The organism is Bradyrhizobium sp. NC92 (assembly GCF_025200865.1).
Classification (GTDB): Bacteria; Pseudomonadota; Alphaproteobacteria; order Rhizobiales; family Xanthobacteraceae; genus Bradyrhizobium.
Genome location: NZ_CP104171.1, coordinates 402,472 through 427,849 on the forward strand (window position 1 = coordinate 402,472; position 25,378 = coordinate 427,849).

Consider the following 25,378-nt stretch of genomic DNA (forward strand, 5'->3'; position numbering starts at 1 on the left):
CGCCTTCGCGCGTTTGCGGTACGCTTCAGATGGGCCCGCCCGGCGGAAAACCTCCCCTCGGACGGTGGCCCGGATGGATGAATGTACCGCGCCCCGTAAGACTACGGTGACCATCCGGCGATAAGATTTCCCTCTGAGAGCAACGGTGTGCGGCGTTCGACATGACGACAATGACGGCTTCCCATCTGATTCCACGTTGGACCGGTGCGCTCTGGTCGGGCGCTCTCGGCATATGTGCGATCATCGCCGTCATTCGTCCTGCCGAGGCTGATCCCCGCGCCGTCGTCGAATTGTTCACCTCGCAGGGCTGCTCCTCCTGCCCGCCCGCCGACCAGATCATCGGCGATCTCTCCAAGGATCCCTCGGTCATCGCGCTGAGCATGCCGATCGATTATTGGGACTATCTCGGCTGGAAGGACACGCTGGCGGATTCGCGTTTCTCTGCACGGCAGCGCGCCTATTCGCGCATGCGCGGCGACCGCGAGGTCTACACGCCACAGGTCGTGGTCAACGGCTCCACGCATGTCATCGGCAGCGATCGCGCCGGCATCGAGAACGCGATCGGCAAGACCGACAAGGGCAACGGCGTGATGAGCGTGCCGGTGACGATGTCGCTCTCGGGCAAGCAGATCAACGTGTCGGTGGCCGCGAGCAAGGAGCCCACGGTCTCGCATGGCGAGGTCTGGATCTGCTCGATCGCCAAGTCGGTGCCGATCGCGATCACCCGCGGCGAGAACCGCGGACAGCAGGTCACCTATCACAATGTGGTGCGCAACCTGCTCAAGGTCGGCGACTGGACCGGCCGTCCGGAGAGCTGGACGGTGCCGATCGAAAATCTCACGCGCGATGGCGTCGACGGCGCGGTGGTCTACGTTCAGGACGGCAGCCGCGAGCGACCGGGCCCGATGTTGGGTGCGGCGTACACGTCGCTGCATTGAAGCAAGCAGAACGTCTCAGCAATTGATGCTTCGCCATTCCGGGTTCGCGCCAAGAGGCGCGCCCCGGAATGACAGTGGCCGGAAACATCGCGGCACAAACAAAAAAGGACCAACTTGCGTTGGCCCTCCTTGTCGTGCGTACAGACCCGATCCTGTTCGACCCCGGGGGGCTGGGGGCTGAGGAATCCGGAACCGAAAGGACCGGGTCAACGCACACCAGTCTTTTCGCAATGCAGGGCGGCGGGCGGTTGGCGGAAAAGCGGCGATACTATGATTCCTGCTAACGATCCCGTGACGGTTTGCCGCGACGGAGTTCCACCCTTGCGTGTGCCCAGACGCACTGTCGATTCGACCGGTTGAGCCCCTTGCGGCGCGGAACGGTTGGCGCAATCATGCAAGTGTCATGAACGCGGTTCCGGGGACGGTCTTCGCGGACCCGGGTCATAGCCGTGCGATGAGGAGGCGCTTCCCATGAGTCTGACGTCGGAGGATGCCGAGCCGAGCGAGCAGCGCGCGGCGGCGCGTCCCGCCGCGGCGCATGCGCCGCCGAACCGGGTGACCTTCAACCGGCTCGAGCTGCACCGGATTCTCAATCTCTACGGTCGCATGGTCGCCGACGGCGAGTGGCGCGACTATGCCATCGACTTCCTGAAGGACCGCGCCGTGTTCTCGGTCTATCGCCGTGCCTCGGAAGTGCCGATCTACCGCATCGAGAAGGACCCGCGCCTCGCGCGCAAGCAAGGCATGTACAGCGTGATCTCGGCGACCGGCCTGATCCTGCGCCGCGGCCACGAGCTCGAGCGCGTGCTGCTGGTGATCGATCGCAAGCTGGCGGTGGTGTAGCGGCACGAACGCTGCCGTAGGACCTCCTACCCTTGGTCAAGGGGAACGTCCTTATAGGGCAATATGGTAGCGCCGTGCTCGATGCAGTCCAGGACGCTGCGCGCCGGCTTTGCCGGTGCCTTCGGCATCCTGGACAGCATCTGCGGGCGGCGCTCTGGCGCTCGGCAGGTCGGGACGAAGGAATGGTCGCCCGGCCGAACAAAGGAATGGGGCTCACCCGTTCGCGGAGTTCTTTGTGCCGTTATGGTCCGCATCGTATGGGGTCTGTCGCTTGAGCGTCGTGCACAGGGCAAAAAGCAAGCGATCTCCCACGCTGCGCAGAGCCCGCGCGTGACCGTGTCCTTTTCTGCGCAAGGCATCATACCGTCGCCTGCTGGCAGCGTCGTGTTGGATGGCGACACGCGACCAGTGATGGACGGCGCTCTGTAGCCGCCTGTTGCAGGCGAGGCGGCGGATCACGAAGCGTTGTTTGCCGCTTTGCCGCGTCACCGGCGCAGCCCCTGCCAAGGCGCGCAGAGCATGGTAATCTCGTCTGCGCAGGGGCTCTGCGGCCTCGGCGAGCAGTGTGGCGAGATTGATCCTGCCGATTCCTGGCCAGGAGCGTAGGATCGTCACGTCGCACTGCTCCGAGCTCTGCCCCGACGGCTTCTCCTCTCCTTCGAACTCGGCACATAGCCGGTCCAGGTTCTGATGAGCCTCTTTGATCTGCCGATTGACCAGGTGCAGACGTGCCGCCAGGCTGCGGATGTGAGCGCAGGCTGCCTCCGTCGTGCCGGGGGCTACGAACAGCGGTGCCTCGCGCAAAGTCCCGAGCACCGTCGCCGCATTGAGACGGCGGATACGATAGTCCCTGAGAACACCTGCGATGGCCTTCTCGCTGGCCTTGACCGCACTGGCGGGGGTCGGCACCTTCTGCCAAAGCGCCAGGAACCATTCGTCGGCGACATCGTCGGTCAACTTGGTGGCCTGGGGATAATATCGCCACAACTGCTGACGCAAGCGGTTGGCAAGCCGCGTGCGTTCCTGCTGCAGTTCGTCCGCCAGGCGCGACCACTCCCGCAGCTCAATCATCGCCGCATCGTCTGCCACAAGCCGACGGAAAGCAGCACGGTCAGTGCGCAGCGAGGCGCCGAGCACATGAGCATCGCGGCGGTCGTCCTTGGCACCGGCCACCGTGAAGCGATCGCGGAAGCGATCCAGTTGCTTGGGATTGATGGCAAACACCGCAAACCCGTGCTCGAGCAGCATCTCCACCACCGGGCCGTGCGGCATCTCGATCGCCACGGCGATCTGTCCCGGTGCGGCCTTGGTCTTCTCCAGCAGCCAGTCACGCAACTCCGTCAGCCCGGCGCCGCCATGGTCGAACTCGTGCTGCGCAACCTGTCTTCCCGCGGCATCCAGCAGGCAAACGCTATGGCTCCGCGTTGCCCAGTCGATCCCGACGAACCAGCGTACATCTTCGATCATTGTTGAGACCTCCTTGCTCGCAAGGCGGGCCACCACGATCCTGATCAGTCCCTGTACCGGCGCTCTTGGCGCGACCTCCTACCGGATCTCGATCGCGGTCGCTCCGCCGGGGCGCGGTTCCTACGTCGGTGCTCGAGGCACAGGTGGACAAGGCTGCTCCCGGCGGATCGGCCCGGACGGCCAGTCTACATCCGAAGGCCGCCACGAACCCCACAAGGGTACAGGGTGGGCAAAGGCGCACCGCGCCGTGCCCACGTCCTATCTCAATCGCCGCGAACGGTGGGCACGCTTGCGCTTTGCCCGCCCTACGAAACCGAGCTTACTTCCCCGGCACCGTGCGCGCGCCCTCGCCGAGGTCGCGCTGCATCATCACCGTGTCCAGCCAGCGCCCGAATTTCAGCCCGACGCTGGGATGCGTGCCGATCATCTTGAAGCCGCACCTTGTGTGCACGCCGATCGATCCGGCATTGGCGGAATCGCCGATCACCGCGATCATCTGGCGGAAGCCGCGCGTCTCGCATTCGGCGATCAGCCGTTCCAGCAGCATTGAGCCGACGCCGCGGCGGTGGAAGGACGGATCCAGATAGATCGAGTTCTCCACCGTGAAGCGGTAGGCCGGCCGCGGCCGGTAAGCGCCGGCATAGGCATAGCCGGCCACGCGTCCGTCCAGCATGGCGACGAAATAGGGATAGCCGCCGTCGATCAGCGCGCGATAGCGGCGCGTCATCTCCGTAAGGTCAGGCGGCTCCAGCTCGAACGTCGCCGTGCCCTCGCGGACGGCCTGCTGGTAGATGGCGGTGATGGCGGGAAGGTCGGCCTCGGTGGTGGGCCTGATATCGGGTGCGGACATGGCGGGAAGATTAGAGTGTTCCCGCGGCGGCCGGAAGGGGTTCCGCCGCCTCCGCCCCCGTCATTGCGAGCGGACCCTCCACTTTCTCCGCCGTCATTCCCCGCGAAGGCGCGGAATCCAGTACGCTGCGGCCTCTCGGTCAATCACGACTGCCTCTGGAATACTGGATCGCCTGCTTTCGCGGGCGATGACATTGAGCGTGTGGCGCGCTCCCGCCCCAAACAAATACCCCGGCCTCTCGGCCGGGGTTCGTGTCGTTCGCTCGGTCCTGTCGCCTACTCGCGCTGGCCGAGGAGCTGCAGCAGCAGCGTGAACAGGTTGATGAAGTTCAGGTACAGCGACAGTGCGCCGGTGATGGCCGCGCGCTCTGCGATGTCACCGCCGGCCGAGGCATAGCCGTAGATGTAGTCGTTCTTCAACCGCTGGGTGTCCCACGCGGTGAGGCCCGAGAACACCAGCACGCCGACCACCGAGACGATGAACTGCAGCATCGAGCTGGCCAGGAACAGGTTCACTAGGCTGGCGATGATGATGCCGATCAGGCCCATGAACAGGAACGAGCCCATCCCGGTCAGGTCACGCTTGGTGGTGTAGCCGTAGAGGCTCAGCGCACCGAAGGTGGCCGCGGTGATGAAGAACACCCGCACGATCGAGGTGTGGGTGAACACCAGGAAGATCGACGACAGCGAGATGCCCATCAGCGCCGAGAACACCCAGAACAGGATCTGGGCGGTCGAGGGGGCCAGGCGGTTGATGCCCGCCGAGATCACGAACACCATCGCGAGCGGCGCGAGCATGAACAGCCACTTCAGGGGGCTGACGAACATGGCGTAGCCGAACGGCGTCAGGAACAGCTTGCCGACGCGGACGGCGTCCGCCGTCGGGACGTCGGTCACGGCGGCCATGTAGACGCCGAGCGCGGCAAGGCCGGTGATGGCCAGGCCAATGCTCATGTAGTTGTAGATGCGCAGCATATAGGCGCGCAGGCCGGCATCGACCGTCGCGGCGTCGACACGCCCGGCGGCCCTGCCGAAAGGAGAAGCGTAGTTACGGTCTAGGTCCGACATGGTCGAATTCCCGTTGGTTGGTCCGGTCCGGCATGAGGGTCGCCATGCCGCCGGTTCGTCAAATTCTATCTCGGAGACCGCTGCCAGCCGACTAAATTTTGGCTCACAATCGGGGCCCCGAACCCATTCGATATGTGGGAAACTAACACATTCGCTGCAACCTTCCACGCGCGGCCGAATGTCGCCCTTGGCGGCAATCCTGACGTGGAGCTGACGAGCAGCGTGGTTAATCGCGGAAACCGGGGCGATTCCGGCTCGATCCGCCGCTTCAATTTGTCACAAATTTCGCAACACCGTCGCGGGCTTTTTGTTCAATGCCAGCAGCGTGCCGGCAAGCCCGAGCCCGACGGTGACGACCAGCGCGGCCGCGACCACGCCGGCGGCGCTGCCGGCCTGCCAGACGAAGCTCAGCGTCATCAGCCGCGTGACGATCATCCACGCCGCGATGCTGCCGGCGATCACCCCGAACACCGCCGTGGCAAGGCCGATCAGGAGGTATTCGAGAGCATAGGCGCCGAGCAGCCGCAGCCGCGTCGCGCCCAGGGTCTTCAGGATCACCGCATCATAGACCCGGTGGCGGTGGCCGGCGGCGAGCGCCCCGCCCAGCACCAGGATCGCCGAGATCAGGGTCACGGCGCTGGCGCCGCGGATCGCCAGGGCCAGATTGGTCACGACCGAGCCGACCGTCTGCATCACCTCGCGCACGCGCACGCTCGTCACCATCGGATAGGCGTCGGCGATCTCCTTGATGATCTTGCCGTCGCCCGCCGCATTTCCGCCCGCTTCCGTCAGCGTCGCGATGTGGGTGTGCGGCGCGCCCTTGAAGGCGTTGGGCGAGAACACCAGGACGAAATTGATGCCGAGCCCCTGCCAGTCGATCGTGCGCAAATTGCTGATCTTCGCCGGGATGTCGCGGCCGAGCACGTTGACCACCACCTCGTCGCCGAGCTTGAGGCCGAGCCCGTCGGCGATCTTCTTCTCCATCGAGACCAGCGGCGGGCCGGAATAATCGGCGCGCCACCACTCGCCCTCGACCACCTTGGAGCCCTTGGGCAGCTCGGCGGTGTAGGTCAGCCCGCGGTCGCTCTGCAGCACCCATTCGGAATCGGTTGTGGGCTTGAGCTCCTCGGCGCGCACCCCGCGCGCGGCGACGATGCGCCCGCGCAGCATCGGCACGTCCTCGATTCGGGCGCCGGGGGCGATCCGGTGCAGATAGGCGTCGAACTGCTCGGCCTGCGCGCTCGGAATGTCGATGAAGAAGAACGACGGTGCCTGGTCGGGGAGCGCGGCCAGGAACTGCCGGCGCAGATTGCCGTCGATCTGGGTGATGGTGACGAGCACGGCGAGCCCGAGTCCCAGCGACAGCACGACTGAAGGCGTCAGCGCGCCCGGCCGGTGGATGTTGGCAATCGCCAGCCGCAGCATCGGCAGCCGCGTCCGCGGCAGCCGGCGTGCGATCGCCATCAGCAGGGCGGCGATGCCGCGCAGCAAGGCGAACACGACGACGGAGGAGGCCACGAACACCGCGGCGATGCGCTTGTCGAACGACAGGCCGATCACGACCGCGATGAGCAGCGCGATCACGACCCCCATGAACACGAGATAGCCCGCACGCGGCCGGTGCCATTCGGAGCTGATGGTGTCGCGGAACAGCGCGGCCACCGGCACGTCGTGCACGCGCCCGAGCGGCCACAGGCCGAAGGCAAGCGCAGTGAGGAGGCCGTAGACGAAGGACAGCGCGAGCTCGTCGGCATGCACGGCCGGCACCACCGGCAGCGGCAGCAGCTTGCCGAACAGGCCAACGATGGCAAAGGGCATCGCGGCGCCGAGCGCAAGGCCGATCACGGATCCGATCGCCGCCAGCAGGACCACTTGCGCCAGGTAGATGCCGAACACGTCCCGGCCGGTGGCGCCGACGGCCTTGAAGGCGGCGATCACCTCGAGCTTGCGGTCGATGTGGCTCTTGACGGCATTGGCGACCCCGACGCCGCCGACCAGCAGCGCGGCGAGGCCGACCAGGGTCAGGAACTGCGTGAAGCGGCTGATATTGCGCTCGAGCTGCGGCGAGGCATTGGACCGGCTGCGGATCTCCCAGCCGGCTTGCGGCGCGGCGCTGCGCGCATCCGCGATGAAGGCTTCGGTGGCGCGCTCGTTGTTCGCAGCCTCTGGCAGCTTGACCCGGTAGACCCAGCGCACCAGGCTGCCGGGCTGGATCAGGCCGGTGGCGCGCAAGGCCGCCTCGCTGATCAAAAAGCGCGGCCCGAAGCCGATGCCGCCCGCGAGTTTGTCGGGCTCGGCCTCGACCGTCGAGCGGATCTGGAAGGTCGCCGCGCCGATGGTGACGCGGTCGCCGGTCTTGAGCGAAAGCCGCGCCAGCAGCGTCGGATCGGCGGCGGCGCCGAACGCACCGTCGCGCTCGGCGAGCAGATCGGCCATCGGCAGGGGCGGCGCCAGCGTCAGCTGCCCTAGCATCGGATAGGTGCTATCGACCGCCTTCATCTCGACCAGCGCCAGCTTGCCGTCAGCCGAACGCGCCATGCCGCGCAAGGTCGCAGCGGTCGACAGCGTGCCGCGCGAGCGCAGGAACGCGACCTCTTCCGGCTTGGCCTCGCGCTGGAACAGCACGAACGAGACGTCGCCGCCGAGCAGTGTGCGGCCCTCGCGCGCGAGACCATCGCTCAGGCTGGCGGACACCGAGCCGACGCCGGCAATCGCCATCACGCCGAGCGCGATGCAGGCGATGAAGACGTAGAAGCCGCGCAGGCCACCGCGCAATTCGCGCAAGGCGTAGCGCAGCGACAGCGCGACGGCGTTCGGCTTCGCGAACGGTTCGGCCACGGCGCTCATGCCGGCGCAGACTGCGTGTCGATGCGCCCGGAGCGCAGGCGGATGACGCGGTCGCAGCGGTGTGCGAGCGAGGAATCGTGCGTCACGAGCACCAAGGTCATGCCGCGCTCGGCATGCTTGGTGAACAGCAGATCGACGATCTGCTTTCCGGTCGCTTCGTCGAGATTGCCGGTCGGCTCGTCCGCGACGAGGATCGCGGGATCGGGTGCCAGCGCGCGGGCGAGCGCGACGCGCTGCTGCTCGCCGCCGGAGAGCTGCGTCGGATAATGATGCAGGCGGTCGCCGAGCCCGACCGATTGCAGCTCCTCTGCCGCGCGCTTGGCGGCGTCGGGATTGCCGGCGAGCTCCAGCGGCACCGCGACGTTCTCCAGTGCTGTCATGGTCGGGATCAGGTGGAAGGACTGGAAGACGATGCCGACCTGGCGGCCGCGGAAGCGCGCCAGCGCGTCCTCGTCGAGGGCATTGAAAGGCGTGCCATTCACCACCACCTCTCCGCTGTCAGGACGCTCCAGCCCCGCCATCACCATCAGCAGCGTGGATTTGCCCGAGCCTGACGGGCCGATCAGGCCGATCGTCTCGCCCGAGGCGACGCGCAGGCTGATATCCTTGAGGATGTGAACGCGTGCCGCGCCCGTGCCCAATGACAGATTGACGTTGGAGATGGCGATGGTGTCCGCGGCAGTAGCGGCGAGCGAAGAGAGGTCGATGCGAGTGTCCATGGTCCGGTCATATGGCAACTCCGCACGCGGGGTCGAGAGGCGTTACGGATTGTTCATGCACATAGCCGTGTTGATGCTCGCCTTCATGACGATGGCGAACCCGGCTTGGGCGGGCGCGACAAAACCGGTCAAGCTTGTCGTCCTCGGCGATTCCCTGAGCGCCGGCTTCGGCCTTCCGGCCCAGGAGGCGTTCCCCCAAAAGCTTCAAAAAGCCTTACAGGCCAAAGGCATAGAGATCGACATGACCAATGCCGGGGTGTCCGGCGACACCACCTCGGGCGGCCGCGACCGGCTCGACTGGTCGGTGCCCGATGGAACTGACGGCGTCATCGTCGAGCTCGGCGCCAATGACGCGCTGCGCGGCATCGATCCCGACGTGGCGCGCGCGGCGCTGACCGACATCGTCCAGCGGCTCAAGGCGCGAAAGATTTCAGTCATGCTCTGCGGCATGCTGGCGCCGCCGAATTACGGCGCCGAATACGCCGCGCGCTTCAATTCGATTTATCCGGATCTGGCGAAGACATTCGACGTGCCGCTCTATCCGTTCTTCCTCGAGGGCGTCGCGGCCGACGCCAAGCTCAACCAGGCCGACGGCATTCATCCGACCGCTGAGGGCGTCGACATCATCGTCGGCAGGATCATGCCCACGGTGGAGGCATTCGTTGGCACGATCGCTGAGCAACGGCGTTGAAAACCAGGCAAAGCTAACCCTAATTCCCAGGGTTTTACCGGGGTGAGGCGCGGCATGCTTCGCAGAGTCACACAACTGCGATAGGAATCAGGGTACCGGTGATTCGTCGCCGGCTCTAATTTGGATATGGTTCTCGCACTTCGAGGACTGTACCCAAGCATCGGGAGTGCGAAACGATGCCGCGTTTGTTCACGGGTCTGGAAATTCCGGCCGAGATCGGCCAGTCGCTTTCCAACTTGAGGGGCGGCCTCCCCGGCGCCCGCTGGATCGATCCCGAAAATTATCACGTCACCCTGCGCTTCATCGGCGACATCGACGGCGCTTCCGCCAACGAGATCGCCTCGATGCTGTTTCGCGTCGACCGCAAGCCGTTCGAGGTGAAGGTGCAGGGGCTCACCAGCTTCGGCGGCCGCAAGCCGCGCGCAGTGGTCGCCACCATCGCGCCGAGCAAGCCGCTGATGGAATTGCAGGCCGAGCTCGAGCGCATGATGCAGCGGATCGGCCTCGACCCCGAGGGACGCAAGTTCATCCCCCACGTCACGCTCGCGCGGCTACACGACGCTTCCGACCGCGACGTCGCCGACTATCTCTCGATCCGCGGCTACTTCCCGAGCAAGGCGTTCATGGCGGAACGCTTCGTGCTGTTCTCCTCGCGCGCCTCCACCGGCGGTGGCCCGTATGTGGTCGAGGACGCCTATGAGCTGTGTGAGTAGCACCGCTCTCGTGCCCCGGCCGCAGAGCCGGGGCCCAGTGCTCCGCGATGAACGTAAATGTGGTGATGAACGAGACGGTGGGTCCCGGCTCTGCGCAGCAGCGTTGCACGCTGCAGCGCGTCCGGGACACGAAACCGCATAGCTCTGACCTCATTTCACGGCTTGCAATTTCCGCCGGTCTCTGGCCGTAAAGGGCCATGCTCTCCACCGAAAGCTCCTCATTCCGCGAGGCCTACCAGGCCGAGATCGCATCCGGCGCGATCGAGCCCGATGCCGCGCAGGCCGAGGTCGCCGAGGCCTATGCGGCGCTCGACCTGCGGCTCTCGACCTACAAGCCCGCTCGCAAGCAAGGCCTGCTCAGCCGCCTGTTCAGCTCTGGTGACAAGGACGAGGCGCCGCGCGGGCTCTACATCCATGGCGAGGTCGGCCGCGGCAAGACCATGCTGATGGACCTGTTCTTCCAGCACTCATCGGTCGAGCACAAGCGCCGCGCGCATTTCCACGAGTTCATGGCGGACGTGCACGAGCGCATCTACGACTACCGCCAGAGCATCGCGCGCGGCGAGATCGCCGATGGCGACGTCATCGCGCTGACCGCCAACGCGATTTTCGAGGAGAGCTGGCTGCTCTGCTTCGACGAATTCCACGTTACCGACATCGCGGACGCGATGATCCTGGGCCGCCTGTTCGCGAAACTGTTCGAGCTCGGCACCGTCGTGGTCGCGACCTCCAACGTCGCGCCCGACGATCTCTACAAGGGCGGCCTCAACCGCTCGCTGTTCCTGCCCTTCATCAAGCAGATCACCGACCACATGGACGTCGCGCGGCTCGATGCGCGCACCGACTTCCGGCTCGAAAAACTTCAGGGCGTGCGGATGTGGCTGACGCCGGCCGATGGCGATGCCGACGCCGCGCTCAACCGCGCCTGGGTGAAGATGACCGGCAATGCCAAATGCAAGCCGCGCGACATTTCGATCAAGGGGCGCATCCTGCACGTGCCGTGCTCGGCCCATGGCGTGGCGCGGTTCTCCTTCGCAGACCTCTGCGAGCAGCCGCTCGGCGCATCCGACTACCTCAGGCTGGCGCACGACTATCACACCATCCTGGTCGACCATATTCCAGTGATGGACTCCTCCCAGCGCAACGCGGCCAAGCGCTTCATCACGCTGATTGATACGCTCTATGACAACGCCGTGAAGCTGATGGCCTCGGCCGACGCCAACCCGATCTCACTTTACCTCGCGACCGAGGGTGTTGAGGCCATGGAGTTCAAACGGACCGCCTCGCGCCTGATCGAAATGAGCTCGGAATCCTATCTGGCGCTGCCTCACGGCCGCAAGGATTCCACCGCCAGCGGCTCGACCAAGGGCCTGGTGGAGACTTAAGTCCTATTTCACCATCGTCCCCGGTGTCATTCCGGGGCGCGCGGAGCGCGAGCCCGGAATCCATACTCCCGGCTCGCGTGGCCCTTGGGCCATTCGCGCTACTTAAATTTGCCGCGCATGCGGCAAGCCGCAAGCGCGGGCGTGGTTATGGATTCCGGGCCTGCGCCTGTCGGCGCATCCCGGAATGACGGAGCGGGTATGCTGGCTGCTATCGCGGCAAGCCCGACAATTGGGCATTGGGCGACTTGAACGGGGGAGGCGAAAGGGATAACCACCCGTCTCAGTTTTCCCCTCCTTACGTGGTCTAAAGGACAGGTTCACATGGCGCGCGACAAGATTGCTTTGATTGGCTCCGGTCAGATCGGCGGAACGCTGGCTCACCTCATCGGCCTGAAAGAACTGGGCGACGTCGTGATGTTCGACATCGCCGAAGGCGTGCCGCAGGGCAAGGCGCTCGACATCGCGCAGTCCTCGCCGGTCGACGGCTTCGACGCCCACTACACTGGCGCGAACTCCTATGAGGCGCTCGACAACGCCAAGGTCTGCATCGTCACCGCCGGCGTGCCGCGCAAGCCCGGCATGAGCCGCGACGACCTCCTCTCCATCAACCTCAAGGTCATGGAGCAGGTCGGTGCTGGCATCAAGAAGTACGCCCCCGATGCCTTCGTCATCTGCATCACCAACCCGCTCGACGCCATGGTCTGGGCGCTGCAGAAGGCTTCCGGCCTGCCGCACAAGAAGGTCGTCGGCATGGCCGGCGTGCTGGATTCGGCCCGCTTCCGCTACTTCCTTGCCGACGAGTTCAACGTCTCGGTCGAGGACGTCACCGCCTTCGTGCTCGGCGGCCACGGCGACACCATGGTGCCGCTGGTGAAGTACTCCACCGTCGCCGGCATTCCGCTGCCCGACCTCGTCAAGATGGGCTGGACCTCGCAGGCGCGCCTCGACGAAATCGTCGATCGCACCCGCAACGGCGGCGCCGAGATCGTCAATTTGCTGAAGACCGGCTCGGCCTTCTACGCGCCGGCGGCCTCCGCGATCGCGATGGCTGAGAGCTATCTGAAGGACAAGAAGCGCGTGCTGCCCTGCGCCGCCTATCTCAACGGCGAGTACAGCGTGAAGGACATGTATGTCGGCGTGCCCGTCGTGATCGGCTCCAAGGGCGTCGAACGCGTGGTGGAGATCGAGCTCGCCGGCAAGGACCGCGAAGCCTTCGACAAGTCGGTCGGCGCCGTGCAGGGCCTGGTCGATGCCTGCAAGAAGATCGCACCCGATCTTCTCGGCCGCTAAGGCGCAAACGACATCCCGCCGAAGATCGAAACCCGGTCTTCGGCGGTTTCATTTCCGGGACCCACTGCCGGGGCGGGTTCCCTAGTCCAGAGATCTCGAAGTCAAAGAATCCGGGTTGCAGTTCCTGTGGTATATGGTATGCCAGCCACAAGACTGAGGTGGGCCCATGAGGTCACCGCCCGCGGGTTCAGGGAGCGACCATATGAATATCCATGAATATCAGGCCAAAGCGCTGCTGAACGAGTTCGGCGTGCCGATCTCCAAGGGCGTCCCGGTCCTTAAAGCGAGCGACGCCGAAGCTGCGGCCAAGGCGCTGCCCGGCCCGGTCTGGGTGGTGAAGAGCCAGATCCATGCCGGCGGCCGCGGCAAGGGCAAGTTCAAGGAAGCCTCGGCCGGCGACAAGGGCGGCGTCCGCATCGCCAAGTCGGCCGCTGAAGTCTCCGAGTTCGCCAAGCAGATGCTGGGCGCAACCCTGGTGACCGTGCAGACCGGCCCCGCCGGCAAGCAGGTCAACCGCCTCTACATCGAGGACGGCTCGGACATCGACAAGGAATTCTACCTCTCGATCCTAGTCGACCGCGAGACCTCGCGCGTCTCCTTCGTCGTCTCGACCGAAGGCGGCGTCAACATCGAGGAGGTCGCGCACAACACGCCTGAGAAGATCGTCACTTTCTCGGTCGATCCCGCCACCGGCATCATGGGGCACCACGGCCGCACGGTCGCGAAGGCGCTGAAGCTATCAGGCGATCTCGCCAAGCAGGCCGAGAAGCTCACCGCGCAGCTCTACGCCGCCTTCGTCGCCAAGGACATGTCGATGCTGGAGATCAACCCGCTGGTCGTGACCAAGCAGGGCCAGCTCCGCGTGCTCGACGCCAAGGTGTCGTTCGACGACAATGCGCTGTTCCGTCATCCCGAGGTGCTCGCGCTGCGCGACGAGACCGAGGAAGACGCCAAGGAAATCGAGGCGTCCAAGTACGATCTCAACTACGTCACCCTCGACGGCAACATCGGCTGCATGGTCAACGGCGCGGGCCTTGCCATGGCGACGATGGACATCATCAAGCTCTACGGCATGGCGCCGGCGAACTTCCTCGACGTCGGCGGCAGCGCCAGCAAGGAGAAGGTCGCGGCCGCGTTCAAGATCATCACTGCCGATCCCAACGTGAAGGGCATTCTGGTCAACATCTTCGGCGGCATCATGAAGTGCGACGTGATCGCCGAGGGCGTCACCGCTGCGGTTCGTGAAGTCGGCCTCAGCGTGCCGCTCGTGGTCCGCCTCGAAGGCACCAACGTCGAGCTTGGCAAGAAGATCATCCGTGAATCCGGACTGAACGTGGTGCCCGCCGACAATCTCGACGACGCCGCGCAGAAGATCGTGAAGGCCGTCAAGGGAGGCTAAGGCCATGACCCAGGACCATCTCGCCGCATCATCTCCGCTCCCCGAGCACACGCGCCTCGCCGCGTTCGCCGGCGAATGGGATGGTGAGGAGATGGTCTTCCCGTCGCGCTGGAACGCGGGCGGGCCGGCCACCTCGCACGTCGTCGCGCGCATGGACCTCAACGGATTTTATCTGATCCAGGACTCGGTCCAGATGCGCGACGGCAAGCAGATCTTCGCCACCCACGGCATCTTCACCTTCGACCGCGACGACCGGACCTACAAATTGTTCTGGTACGACTCGCTCGGCTACACGCCGCCTTCGCCCGCCTCAGGCGGGTGGGTCGGCAAGACCCTGACGCTGGTGCGCGGCTCGCTCCGCGGCAATGCGCGCCACGTCTACGAGATCATCAATGAGGATTCCTACTCGTTGAAGATTCAGTTCTCGCCGGACGCGGAAGGCTGGTCCGACGTCCTCACCGGCGTCTACCGCCGCATCCACTGACCCTCTCACTCTGTTAGTTTCGCGAAAGCAGACCTCATGTCCATCCTGATCGACAAGAACACCAAGGTCATCTGCCAGGGCTTCACCGGCAAGAACGGCACCTTCCATTCCGAGGCCGCGATCGCCTATGGCACCAAGATGGTCGGCGGCACCTCGCCGGGCAAAGGCGGCTCGACGCATCTGGGCCTGCCGGTGTTCGACACCGTGCGCGAGGCGCGTGAGAAGACCGGCGCCGACGCGTCGGTGATCTACGTGCCGCCGCCGGGCGCGGCGGACGCGATCTGCGAAGCGATCGACGCCGAGATCCCGCTGATCGTCTGCATCACCGAGGGCATTCCGGTCGTGGACATGGTGCGCGTCAAGCGCTCGCTGCTCGGCTCCAAGTCGCGCCTGATCGGGCCGAACTGCCCGGGGGTCATGACCGCCGGCGAGTGCAAGATCGGCATCATGCCCGCCAACATCTTCAAGACCGGCTCGGTCGGCATCGTCTCCCGCTCGGGCACGCTGACCTATGAAGCCGTGTTCCAGACCTCCCAGGAAGGCCTCGGCCAGACCACCGCGGTCGGCATCGGCGGCGACCCGGTCAAGGGCACCGAGTTCATCGACGTGCTGGAGATGCTGCTGGCCGATCCCAAGACGGAATCGATCATCATGATCGGCGAGATAGGCGGTTCCGCCGAGGAGGACGCCGCCCAGTTCCTCAAGGACGAGGCCAAGCGCGGCCGCAAGAAGCCGATGGTCGGCTTCATCGCCGGCGTCACCGCCCCTCCCGGCCGCCGCATGGGCCATGCCGGCGCCATCATCTCGGGCGGCAAGGGCGATGCCGGTTCCAAGACCGAGGCGATGAAATCCGCAGGGATTACAGTGTCTCCGTCGCCCGCCCGCCTCGGACACACGCTTGCCGAAAAGTTGAAAGGCTAATTCACTTCTTCGTGCTTTTCCGGGCGAAGTTTCGCAGCAAATAGGGTAAAGGGTGCCTGTCGCGTCGAGCCCTGTCGGGGAGCTCGGCGCCAGCGCCGTTTGTTATGCGCGAACCGAAATCGCCAGGAACTCAAGTATGTCTCGCCAGGACGCGAACGCAGCCTTTGCCCTGTCATCCTTTTTGCAGGGCACCAACGCCACCTACATCGACGAAATCTACGCCCGCTACCAGAATGACCCGTCCTCGGTCGACGCCGAGTGGCAGGAGTTCTTCAAGAGCCTGAACGACGCGCCTGCTGACATCAGCAAGAACGCGGAAGGCCCGTCCTGGGAGCGCGACAACTGGCCGCTGACCCCGAAGGATGACCTGACCTCCGCCCTCGACGGCAACTGGGCCGAAGTCGAGAAGGCGGTCGGTGCCAAGATCGCCGCCAAGGCGCAGACCAAGGGCGCCGACATCTCCTCCGCCGACGTGCTTCAGGCGACGCGCGACTCCGTCCGCGCCCTGATGCTGATCCGCTCCTACCGCATGCGCGGCCACTTCCACGCCAAGCTCGATCCGCTCGGCATCGAAGCCCAGCGCAACCGCGAAGAGCTCGATCCGCGCACCTACGGCTTCACCGAGGCCGATTTCGACCGCAAGATCTTCCTCGATCACGTGCTCGGTCTTGAATACGGCACGTTGCGCGAGATCACCGCGATCTGCGAGCGCACCTACTGCCAGACGCTCGGCGTCGAGTTCATGCACATCAGCAACGCCGCGCAGAAGGCCTGGATTCAGGAGCGCATCGAGGGACCCGACAAGGAGATCTCGTTCACGCGCGAAGGCCGCAGGGCCATCCTGCAGAAGCTGATCGAAGCCGAAGGCTTCGAAAAGTTCTGCGACACCAAGTTCACCGGCACCAAGCGCTTCGGCCTCGACGGCGGCGAAGCCCTGATCCCCGCGCTCGAGCAGATCATCAAGCGCGGCGGCAATCTCGGCGTGAAGGAAATCGTGCTGGGCATGCCGCATCGCGGCCGCCTCAACGTGCTGACGCAGGTGTTGGGCAAGGCCCATCGCGCACTGTTCCACGAGTTCAAGGGCGGGTCGGCCAATCCCGACGCGGTCGAAGGCTCGGGTGACGTCAAGTACCATCTTGGCGCCTCCTCGGACCGCGAGTTCGACGGCAACCGCATCCATCTGTCGCTGACCGCCAACCCCTCGCATCTCGAGATCGTCGATCCCGTGGTGCTCGGCAAGGTGCGTGCGAAGCAGGACCAGCACGGTGATCCCCCGGACATGCGCATCTCGGTGATGCCGCTGCTGATGCACGGCGACGCCGCGTTCGCCGGTCAAGGCGTGGTCGCGGAGTGCTTCGGCCTGTCCGATCTGAAGGGCTACCGCACCGGCGGCTCCGTGCACTTCATCGTCAACAACCAGATCGGCTTCACCACCTATCCGCGCTACTCGCGCTCCTCGCCCTATCCGTCTGATGTGGCGAAGATGATCGACGCGCCGATCTTCCACGTGAACGGCGACGATCCGGAAGCCGTCGTGTTCGCAGCCAAGGTCGCGACCGAATTCCGGCAGAAGTTCCACAAGCCCGTCGTCATCGACATGTGGTGCTACCGCCGCTACGGCCACAATGAGGGCGATGAGCCGGCCTTCACCCAGCCGGTGATGTACAAGCGGATCGCGGCCCATCCCTCGACGCTCACGCTCTACTCCAAGCGCCTGATCGCAGAAGGCGTCGTCACCGAGGGTGAGGTCGACAAGCTGAAGGCGGACTGGCGCGCCCGGCTCGACGCCGAGTTCGAGGCCGGCACCTCCTACAAGCCGAACAAGGCCGACTGGCTCGACGGCAAGTGGTCCGGCTTCAAGATCGCCGACCAGGAAGAGGATGCGCGGCGCGGCGTCACCGGCGTCGACATCGCCACGCTGAAGGATATCGGCCGCAAGATCACCAAGGTCCCGGACGGCTTCCGCGTTCACCGCACCATCCAGCGTTTCCTCGACAACCGCTCGAAGGCCATCGACACCGGCGCCGGCATCGACTGGGCGACCGGCGAGGCGCTGGCGTTCTGCTCGCTGCTCAACGAAAACCATCACGTCCGTCTGTCCGGACAGGATTCGGAGCGCGGCACCTTCTCGCAGCGCCATTCGGTCCTGATCGACCAAGAAGACGAAAGCCGCTACACGCCGTTCAACCATCTCGGTCACGAGCAGGGCCATTACGAGGTCATCAATTCGCTCCTGTCGGAAGAAGCCGTGCTCGGCTTCGAATACGGCTATTCGCTCGCCGAGCCGAACACGCTGACGCTGTGGGAAGCCCAGTTCGGCGACTTCGCCAACGGCGCGCAGGTCGTGTTCGACCAGTTCATCTCCTCGGGCGAGCGCAAATGGCTGCGCATGTCCGGTCTCGTCTGCCTCTTGCCGCACGGCTATGAGGGCCAGGGTCCGGAGCACTCCTCGGCGCGCCTCGAGCGGTACTTGCAGATGTGCGCGGAAGACAACATGCAGGTGGTCTACCCGACCACGCCGGCGAACTACTTCCACGTGCTGCGCCGGCAGCTGCATCGCGAGATCCGCAAGCCGCTGATCATGATGACGCCGAAGTCGCTGCTGCGTCACAAGCGGGCGGTGTCGCGTCTGGAAGAGCTGGCGAAGGGCACGACCTTCCACCGCATCCTCTATGATGACGCCCAGATGCTGCCGAACGAGGCGATCAAGCTCGTCCCCGACGAGAAGATCCGCCGCATCGTGCTGTGCTCCGGCAAGGTCTATTACGACCTCTACGAGGAGCGCGAGAAGCGCGGCATCGACGACATCTACCTGATGCGCGTCGAGCAGCTCTATCCGGTGCCGCTGAAGGCGCTGGTGGCCGAGCTGTCGCGCTTCAAGAAGGCCGAGATGGTGTGGTGCCAGGAAGAGCCCCGCAACATGGGTGCCTGGCACTTCATCGAGCCCTATCTGGAATGGGTGCTGAACCAGGTGAACGGGGTGAGCCGGCGTCCGCGTTATGTCGGCCGCGCTGCCTCCGCCGCGACCGCAACGGGTCTGATGTCCAAGCATCAGGCTCAGCTGAAGGCGTTCCTGGACGAAGCACTGAGCTGAGAAGGTTTTTAGGACTAGGTCATGCCCCGCCTAGTGCGCAATCGCGCACGGGGGCGGGGCATCCAGTATTCCGCGGCTTTCGTTCTGATCACGAAGGTCACGGCGTACTGGATTGCCCGCCTTCGCGGGCAATGACGTATGAAATTCATGACCGCTACCGGCGATCCCTTAAGGAAGAGACCATGACTGAAATTCGTGTGCCGACGCTCGGCGAATCCGTCACCGAGGCCACCATCGGCCGCTGGTTCAAGAAGGCCGGCGACCCCGTCGCCGTCGACGAGCCCTTGGTGGAGCTCGAGACCGACAAGGTCACCATCGAAGTCCCCGCGCCGTCCGCCGGCACGCTGAGCGAGATCATCGCTGCCGATGGTGCAACCGTTGCAGTGGGCGCGCTGCTCGGTCAGATCACCGACGGTGCCGGCGCGGCCAAGCCCGCCGCCGCGCCGGCCAAGGCTGCTGCGCCCGCGGCTGCCGCCGCTGCTCCCGCGCCGGCGCCCGCTGCCGCGAAGGCACCGCCGGCCGACGCGCCGCTCGCGCCGTCCGTGCGTAAGCTCTCCGCCGAGACCGGCATCGACGCCTCGACCGTTCCCGGCTCCGGCAAGGACGGCCGCGTCACCAAGGGCGACATGCTGGCCGCGATCGAGCGCGCCGCGTCCGCGCCGACCCCGGTCAACCAGCCCGCCGCCGCCGTTCAGGTCCGCAGCCCCTCGCCGGCCGATGACGCCGCCCGCGAAGAGCGCGTCAAGATGACCCGGCTGCGCCAGACCATCGCGCGCCGCCTCAAGGACGTGCAGAACACTGCGGCCATGCTCACGACCTTCAACGAGGTCGACATGACCAACGTCATGGCGCTGCGCGCGCACTACAAGGACGCGTTCGAGAAGAAGCACGGCGCCAAGCTCGGCTTCATGGGCTTCTTCACCAAGGCCGTCGTGCAGGCGCTGAAGGACATCCCGGCGGTCAACGCCGAGATCGACGGCAGCGACCTGATCTACAAGAACTACTATCACATCGGCGTCGCCGTCGGCACCGACAAGGGCCTCGTCGTGCCCGTCGTGCGCGACTGCGACCACAAGTCGATCTCCGACATCGAGAAGGGCATCGCCGATTTCGGCCGCCGCGCCCGTGACGGCCAGCTCAAGATCGACGAAATGCAGGGCGGCACCTTCACCATCACCAACGGCGGCATCTACGGCTCGCTGATGTCGACCCCGATCCTGAACGCGCCGCAGTCGGGCATTTTGGGCATGCACAAGATCCAGGAGCGGCCGATGGTCGTCGGCGGCAAGATCGAGGTGCGCCCGATGATGTATCTGGCGCTGTCCTACGATCACCGCGTGATCGACGGCAAGGAAGCCGTCACCTTCCTGGTTCGCGTCAAGGAGAGCCTGGAAGATCCGGCGCGCCTGGTGCTCGATCTCTGATCGCTGATGCGTTGCGAGCGCCGTCGCGACTGATGCGACGGCGCGTGTCGAACCATGGAGGCGCGCGTGACGGATAAAGTCGTTGTCATCACCGGCGGCAGCCGCGGCATCGGTCGTGCGACCGCGCTTGCGGCGGCCGCGCGCGGCTTCCGCGTCGTGGTCGGCTATGCCAGCAACAAGAATGCGGCCGACGAGGTGGTCGCGCAGATCGCGGCCAGCAATGGCAAGGCCATCGCGGTGAAATGCGACGTCGCCGAGGAAAGCGACATCCTCAATTTGTTCAAGGAGGCCGACAAGTTCGGTACGCTCGGCGCGCTCGTCAACAATGGCGGCATTGTCGGCAAGAGCGGCGTGCGTGTCGACGAGATGTCGGCCGAGCGCATCCAGCGCGTGATGGCCGTCAACGTCACCGGCTCCATCCTCTGCGCGCGTGAAGCAGTGAAGCGGATGTCGACCAAGCACGGCGGCAAGGGCGGCGTCATCGTCAACCTGTCCTCGGTCGCGGCCCGTCTCGGCGCACCCAACACCTATGTCGACTACGCCGCGTCCAAGGGCGCGGTCGATTCCTTCACCGTCGGCCTCGGTTATGAGGTCGCGGGCGAGGGCATTCGCGTCGCTGCGATCCGTCCCGGCCTGATCGACACCGAAATCCACGCCGCCGGTGGCGAGCCCGACCGCGCCCATCGTCTGGCCCATCTGGTGCCGATGAAGCGCGTCGGCACCGCCGACGAAATCGCCAATGCCATCGTCTGGCTGATCTCGGACGAGGCCTCCTACGTCACCTCAGCCATTCTCGATGTGTCCGGCGGACGCTGAGGCGCCGCGCGGACTCATCCTCATCACGCCTAACCTTACGGGACTTTCTCTCATGGCTACCTACGATCTCGTCGTCATCGGCACCGGACCGGGCGGTTATGTCTGCGCGGTGCGCGCAGCCCAGCTCGGCATGAAAGTCGCCGTGGTCGAAAAGAACGCAACCCTCGGCGGCACCTGCCTCAACGTCGGCTGCATGCCGTCGAAGGCGCTGCTGCACGCCTCCGAGATGTTCGAGGAAGCCGGGCATTCCTTCGCCAAGATGGGCGTGAGCGTTTCCGCGCCGAAGCTCGATCTGCCGTCGATGATGAACTTCAAGCAGCAGGGCATCGACGGCAACGTCAAGGGCGTCGAGTTCCTGATGAAGAAGAACAAGATCGACGTGCTCAAGGGCACCGGCAAGATCCTGGGCACCGGCAAGGTCGAGGTCTCCGCCGACGGCAAGTCGCAGGTGGTCGAGACCAAGAACATCGTGATCGCCACCGGCTCCGACATCGCGCGCCTGAAGGGCATCGAGATCGACGAGAAGCGCATCGTGTCCTCGACCGGCGCGCTGTCGCTGGAGAAGGTGCCAGGCCGATTGCTGGTCATTGGCGCCGGCGTGATCGGGCTCGAACTCGGCTCCGTGTGGCGCCGGCTCGGATCCGAAGTCATGGTGGTTGAATTTCTCGACCGCATCCTGCCCGGCATGGACGGCGAGATCGCCAAGCAATTCCAACGCATCCTTGAAAAGCAGGGATTTGCATTCAAGCTGGGCTCGAAGGTGACCGGCGTCGAGGTGAACAGCAAGGCATTGCTCGCGAAAATCGAACCGGCTTCCGGCGGTGCCGCCGAGACCATCGAAGCCGACGTCGTGCTGGTCTGCATCGGCCGCGTGCCCTACACCGACGGTCTCGGCCTCAAGGAAGCCGGCGTCGCGCTGGACGCGCGCGGCCGGGTGCAGATCGATCCGCATTTCGCCACCAGCCTGAAGGGCGTCTATGCCATCGGCGACGTCGTCGCAGGCCCCATGCTCGCGCACAAGGCCGAGGATGAAGGCGTCGCGGTCGCCGAGATCATCGCCGGCCAGGCCGGCCACGTGAATTATGACGTGATCCCGGGCGTCGTGTATACCACGCCGGAAGTGTCCTCCGTCGGCAAGACCGAGGAGGAACTGAAGCAGGCGGGCACGGCTTATACGGTCGGGAAGTTTCCGTTCACCGCCAACGGCCGCTCCAAGGTCAACCAGACCACCGACGGCTTTGTGAAGATTCTCGCAGATGCGAAGACCGATCGCGTGCTCGGCGTGCACATTATCGGCCGCGAAGCCGGCGAAATGATCCATGAAGCGTGTGTTCTCATGGAATTTGGCGGCAGTGCGGAAGATCTCGCGCGCACCTGCCATGCCCATCCGACCCGCTCGGAGGCCGTCAAGGAAGCCGCGCTTGCGGTCGGCAAGCGCGCCATCCATATGTAGCGAAGCGCCCAGCGCCAAATCGGGCGGGAAACACATGCTGCGCCGCCTTCTTCAACCGGTCTGGGTCCTGCTTGCGATCGTCTTCCTGATCGAAGCCTGGCTGTGGGACCATCTCGAGCCGATCGTTGCCAAGGTCGTCGCAGCCATCCCGCTTGCGCGCTTCAAGCAATGGCTGACCGAGCGCGTCGATGCGCTGTCGCCGGCCATGACGCTGATCGTGTTCGCGGTCCCAATCGTCCCGCTGTTTCCGCTCAAGCTGGTCGGCCTGTGGCTGCTCGCGCATGAATACTGGACCAGCGCCGTCTTCACGATCGTGTTCGCGAAGCTCATCGGCGTCGGCGTTACCGCCTTCGTGTTCGACGTCACGCGCGCCAAGCTTCTGGAGATGCGCTGGTTCGAGCGGATCTACGGGCTGGTGCTGAAGATCCGCGCCAAGGCTGCGGAGCTGGTCGACCCGATCAAGCGCCGCATCCGCGAGCTGATCGCCGGCGACGGCGAGGGCTGGTCCTCCCGCACGTTGCGTATGATCCAGCGTTTCAGGAAGAGCGTGCACCAGGCGCGCTAGCTGTTCACCACACGCTCGCTGTCATCGCCCGGCTTGACCGGGCGATCCAGTATTCCAGAGACGTCAGTGATTGAACCGAGAAGCCGCGGCGTACTGGATGCCCCGGTCAAGCCGGGGCATGACACTGTCTACGTGGTTTCGGGCGCGCGCCACACGCTCCCCTCAATGCAAATGCAGCAGATGCGGCCACCACAGGCCGAGTGCGGTCATGATCAGGCCGGCGATCGTCAGCACGCCGCCGACATAGGCGAGCGCGAACATGCCGGTGATGATGGTGGCCGAGGCCAGCACGATGCCGATCTGGAAGGCGGCCGAGGCCAGCTCGAAATGGTGGTATTTCGCGGTCGCCTCGTCGCGGTCGTGCTCGGCGTGCTTGGCCTTCTCCGCAAGCTGCTCGGTGCCTTCGCCGGTCTCGGGCTCGGAGCGGTAGCGCTGCGCGGTCTTGGTCCAATCCTCGATCTGCTTCTGCACGGCGGGCTTCTGCGCCTCGTCCGCGGCGGCCAGCGTCAGCTTGCCCTGCTCGGCCGCGGTCACCACCACGGTGCGGCGGATGCTCTTGGCCTGGAAGAACGCCCAGAGATTGGCGGCCTCGACGTTCTTGCTGATCGATTCGGTCTGGGCCCCCTTGCCGAGCGTCTCCGAGATCGCAAGGAAAAGCGCCAGCACGGCGATCAGAAGGGCGATCTTCTTGTTCGAGCCGGACGCGTGTTCGGCGTGCTCGGCATGCTCCATGCTTTCATGTGCGCTCATGATTCCCCTCTTGGTCGGTTCCGCAACGATTGACCGAACCGCGCAGCCTGCGCAAGAGGCACGCGCGCTATGACGAGAGTGTGTCAGTCTGCCGGCTGCGCCCGTGGGGCAGGCCGCGCCGCGACACATCGGTCGTTCACCGTACCCGCTCAGCCGGAAACTCGACCGCATCCCCGAAATCGGGCATGTCGTCATACGGGGTGACAAAGAAGCGCGGTTGACGCGGTTCAAACGCGCCGCCGGTCAGGCAGGCAAAGACCAGCGGAAAGGTGTCGATCAAGGTGATGTCGTCTGGAGCGGCCGCGCGGCATTGCTTCGGCAGCCGAATTGCGTTCAGAACGCCGAAGCGCTCGTGGAGATCGGCGTCCGACCAGGTAGATGGCGAGCGCTTGGTCTGGCCGCGGAAGTCCGTGCCATGATCCGACTGCAGGATGATCAGTGCGTCGGGATCTGACGTGACAATCTTGTCGACGAGCGTCAGCGTCTGAGAGTTGGTGCAGCGGAGCTGGTCGAGGAAGGCCGGGCGGCTCGCCGGGTCCCAGCGCTGCAGGTCCGGGGCGGCCGAGCGGAAACCGCAGTCCGCCGTGAAGCGGAACGGGATATGCGGGACCAGGATGTGTGCGTACAGGAAGAACGGCGATGGAGTCGCCTGGACCTCATTCAACAGACGGGTCAGGTCATCGACGCCGCCCCACGCAAACGGCGACTGCCGCCGACCGATGATCAAGTCGATGATCGGTGTGTTGGAGAGAATGGCGACGTCCATCTCGTCCAGCCCGACATTCCCGCGCAGGCAACGCGGCCCGTCGAACGCGCATTTGGTCAGGTTGTCATAGCCGTTTTCAAAATGGACATAGCTGTATCCGGCCGAGGTGAGCCGGGCCACCGTCCGGTTCTTGCCTCGAACGAGCGGATATAGCCGCTCCAGCGGGAAAGCCTTGAGGTCCTTGCCTTCGCCCTCGACGGTGTAGTCGGCGTTGGCCGTGCTCGATATCGAATTGGCCGTCGCCGGAAAATTCGAGCGGGCATTGCGAAATACCGTAAAGTCCTTCGCGCCGAGTGAGGCGAGGAAGCCGCTGTTGTCGAATGAAAAATCTTCCTTGAGGACGTCCTGCCTCGGATAGGCATCGAGCACGATCCAATAGATGTTGGGAGACATCGTAAGCTTCATCGCCGGCTCACCGGCGCCCGGGACCGGGCGCGGCGCGCGCTGCTCCTTCACAAGCGCGGTCGCGATGCGGGTGACGGGCAGGGCGGCAAACGCCAACGACGCCACCAGTGCGATTGTCACGAGCGCAGGTCGGCGGATGACAATCAGGGCACCGATGCCGGTGGCGATGGCCATCACGGTCCAGGCGATCGCGGCCCAGTCGCCGAAGCGGCCCTTCATCTCGTACTCGACCAGCTCGACGCGATAAGCGAAGAAGACGAAGATCGTCAGCCCGACCGCCAGAACGATGCGCCATGGCGGGACCTTGCGCAGCAGCAAGGCGAGACACACCGAGAGAACCGCCGCGATCGCCATGATGCCGGCCGCGTATTGCAACACGCGCGACGGACCAGCCAGCGCGCTCATGTTCGCTGCGTAAAAATTGAGGAGGGCCATCGTGGACAGAAGCACAGCCGTCGCGACGGCGCGGAGCAGGACGAATCTGTCATCGG

Annotated in this window: 21 protein-coding genes; 14 read left to right on the plus strand and 7 right to left on the minus strand. The window is 65.1% G+C overall.

The genetic code is table 11. The features are described from left to right. Positions 1-161 precede the first annotated feature (161 nt). Positions 162-938 (plus strand): thioredoxin family protein, encoded by a 777-nt coding sequence (locus tag N2602_RS01935; RefSeq protein WP_260381585.1) that lies wholly within the window; start codon positions 162-164, stop codon positions 936-938. A 471-nt stretch (positions 939-1,409) separates the two neighbouring features. After that, a complete protein-coding gene (locus tag N2602_RS01940) occupies positions 1,410-1,781 on the plus strand; it encodes a DUF2794 domain-containing protein (protein WP_172788847.1) in 372 nt (123 codons plus the stop codon). Positions 1,782-1,994: 213 nt separating this feature from the next. On the opposite strand, the gene N2602_RS01945 is transcribed toward N2602_RS01940, so the two are convergent. The 5 genes from N2602_RS01945 to N2602_RS01965 form a co-directional block, all read right to left on the minus strand. Then, positions 1,995-3,248: an IS110 family transposase gene (locus tag N2602_RS01945; protein ID WP_172789764.1), complete on the minus strand. Its 1,254-nt coding sequence runs from the start codon at positions 3,246-3,248 to the stop codon at positions 1,995-1,997. Between the two features lie 319 nt (positions 3,249-3,567). Then, complete coding sequence (locus N2602_RS01950; protein ID WP_212257666.1) at positions 3,568-4,098, minus strand: GNAT family N-acetyltransferase; 531 nt, start codon at positions 4,096-4,098, stop codon at positions 3,568-3,570. 275 nt (positions 4,099-4,373) lie between these two features. Next, on the minus strand, positions 4,374-5,165 hold the full coding sequence (locus N2602_RS01955) for a Bax inhibitor-1/YccA family protein (protein WP_172788845.1): 792 nt from the start codon (positions 5,163-5,165) through the stop codon (positions 4,374-4,376). Between the two features lie 276 nt (positions 5,166-5,441). Beyond that, positions 5,442-8,012, minus strand: a complete 2,571-nt coding sequence (locus N2602_RS01960) for an ABC transporter permease (RefSeq protein WP_260381586.1) — start codon at positions 8,010-8,012, stop codon at positions 5,442-5,444. After that, on the minus strand, positions 8,009-8,731 hold the full coding sequence (locus N2602_RS01965; protein WP_260381587.1) for an ABC transporter ATP-binding protein: 723 nt from the start codon (positions 8,729-8,731) through the stop codon (positions 8,009-8,011). Before N2602_RS01965 ends, N2602_RS01960 begins: the two co-directional genes overlap by 4 nt. Before the next feature lie 55 nt (positions 8,732-8,786). On the opposite strand from N2602_RS01965, the gene N2602_RS01970 reads away from it, so the two are divergent. The 12 genes from N2602_RS01970 (at position 8,787) to N2602_RS02025 (ending at position 22,966) form a co-directional block, all read left to right on the plus strand. Then, positions 8,787-9,422, plus strand: coding sequence for an arylesterase (locus N2602_RS01970; RefSeq protein WP_260383823.1), 636 nt, complete (start codon positions 8,787-8,789; stop codon positions 9,420-9,422). 176 nt (positions 9,423-9,598) lie between these two features. Continuing rightward, positions 9,599-10,135, plus strand: a complete 537-nt coding sequence (gene thpR / locus N2602_RS01975; RefSeq protein ID WP_172788842.1) for an RNA 2',3'-cyclic phosphodiesterase — start codon at positions 9,599-9,601, stop codon at positions 10,133-10,135. A 197-nt stretch (positions 10,136-10,332) separates the two neighbouring features. Continuing rightward, positions 10,333-11,520, plus strand: coding sequence for a cell division protein ZapE (gene zapE / locus N2602_RS01980; RefSeq protein WP_260381588.1), 1,188 nt, complete (start codon positions 10,333-10,335; stop codon positions 11,518-11,520). A 321-nt stretch (positions 11,521-11,841) separates the two neighbouring features. Further along, positions 11,842-12,810, plus strand: coding sequence for a malate dehydrogenase (gene mdh / locus N2602_RS01985; protein ID WP_027572983.1), 969 nt, complete (start codon positions 11,842-11,844; stop codon positions 12,808-12,810). Between the two features lie 202 nt (positions 12,811-13,012). Next, complete coding sequence (gene sucC, locus N2602_RS01990; RefSeq protein ID WP_260381589.1) at positions 13,013-14,209, plus strand: ADP-forming succinate--CoA ligase subunit beta; 1,197 nt, start codon at positions 13,013-13,015, stop codon at positions 14,207-14,209. Between the two features lie 4 nt (positions 14,210-14,213). Further along, entirely contained in the window at positions 14,214-14,693 is a 480-nt protein-coding gene (locus N2602_RS01995) for a DUF1579 family protein (RefSeq protein WP_172788839.1), read from the plus strand. Positions 14,694-14,729: 36 nt separating this feature from the next. After that, complete coding sequence (gene sucD / locus N2602_RS02000; protein ID WP_260381590.1) at positions 14,730-15,614, plus strand: succinate--CoA ligase subunit alpha; 885 nt, start codon at positions 14,730-14,732, stop codon at positions 15,612-15,614. A 136-nt stretch (positions 15,615-15,750) separates the two neighbouring features. Continuing rightward, positions 15,751-18,708: a 2-oxoglutarate dehydrogenase E1 component gene (locus N2602_RS02005; protein WP_260381591.1), complete on the plus strand. Its 2,958-nt coding sequence runs from the start codon at positions 15,751-15,753 to the stop codon at positions 18,706-18,708. Between the two features lie 182 nt (positions 18,709-18,890). After that, positions 18,891-20,132, plus strand: a complete 1,242-nt coding sequence (gene odhB, locus N2602_RS02010) for a 2-oxoglutarate dehydrogenase complex dihydrolipoyllysine-residue succinyltransferase (RefSeq protein ID WP_172788836.1) — start codon at positions 18,891-18,893, stop codon at positions 20,130-20,132. A gap of 54 nt (positions 20,133-20,186) precedes the next feature. Then, the gene (locus N2602_RS02015; protein ID WP_260381592.1) at positions 20,187-20,948 is read left to right on the plus strand and encodes an SDR family oxidoreductase; all 762 of its coding nucleotides are present in this window, start codon (positions 20,187-20,189) and stop codon (positions 20,946-20,948) included. A gap of 52 nt (positions 20,949-21,000) precedes the next feature. Continuing rightward, complete coding sequence (gene lpdA, locus N2602_RS02020; protein WP_172788834.1) at positions 21,001-22,401, plus strand: dihydrolipoyl dehydrogenase; 1,401 nt, start codon at positions 21,001-21,003, stop codon at positions 22,399-22,401. Between the two features lie 34 nt (positions 22,402-22,435). Next, a complete protein-coding gene (locus N2602_RS02025; protein ID WP_172788833.1) occupies positions 22,436-22,966 on the plus strand; it encodes a hypothetical protein in 531 nt (176 codons plus the stop codon). Between the two features lie 162 nt (positions 22,967-23,128). Here N2602_RS02025 and N2602_RS02030 read toward each other — a convergent pair whose 3' ends face one another. Both N2602_RS02030 and N2602_RS02035 read right to left on the minus strand, forming a co-directional pair. Further along, positions 23,129-23,716, minus strand: coding sequence for a DUF4337 domain-containing protein (locus N2602_RS02030; protein ID WP_172788832.1), 588 nt, complete (start codon positions 23,714-23,716; stop codon positions 23,129-23,131). A 136-nt stretch (positions 23,717-23,852) separates the two neighbouring features. Further along, entirely contained in the window at positions 23,853-25,322 is a 1,470-nt protein-coding gene (locus N2602_RS02035; protein WP_260381593.1) for an LTA synthase family protein, read from the minus strand. Between the last annotated feature and the right edge of the window lie 56 nt (positions 25,323-25,378).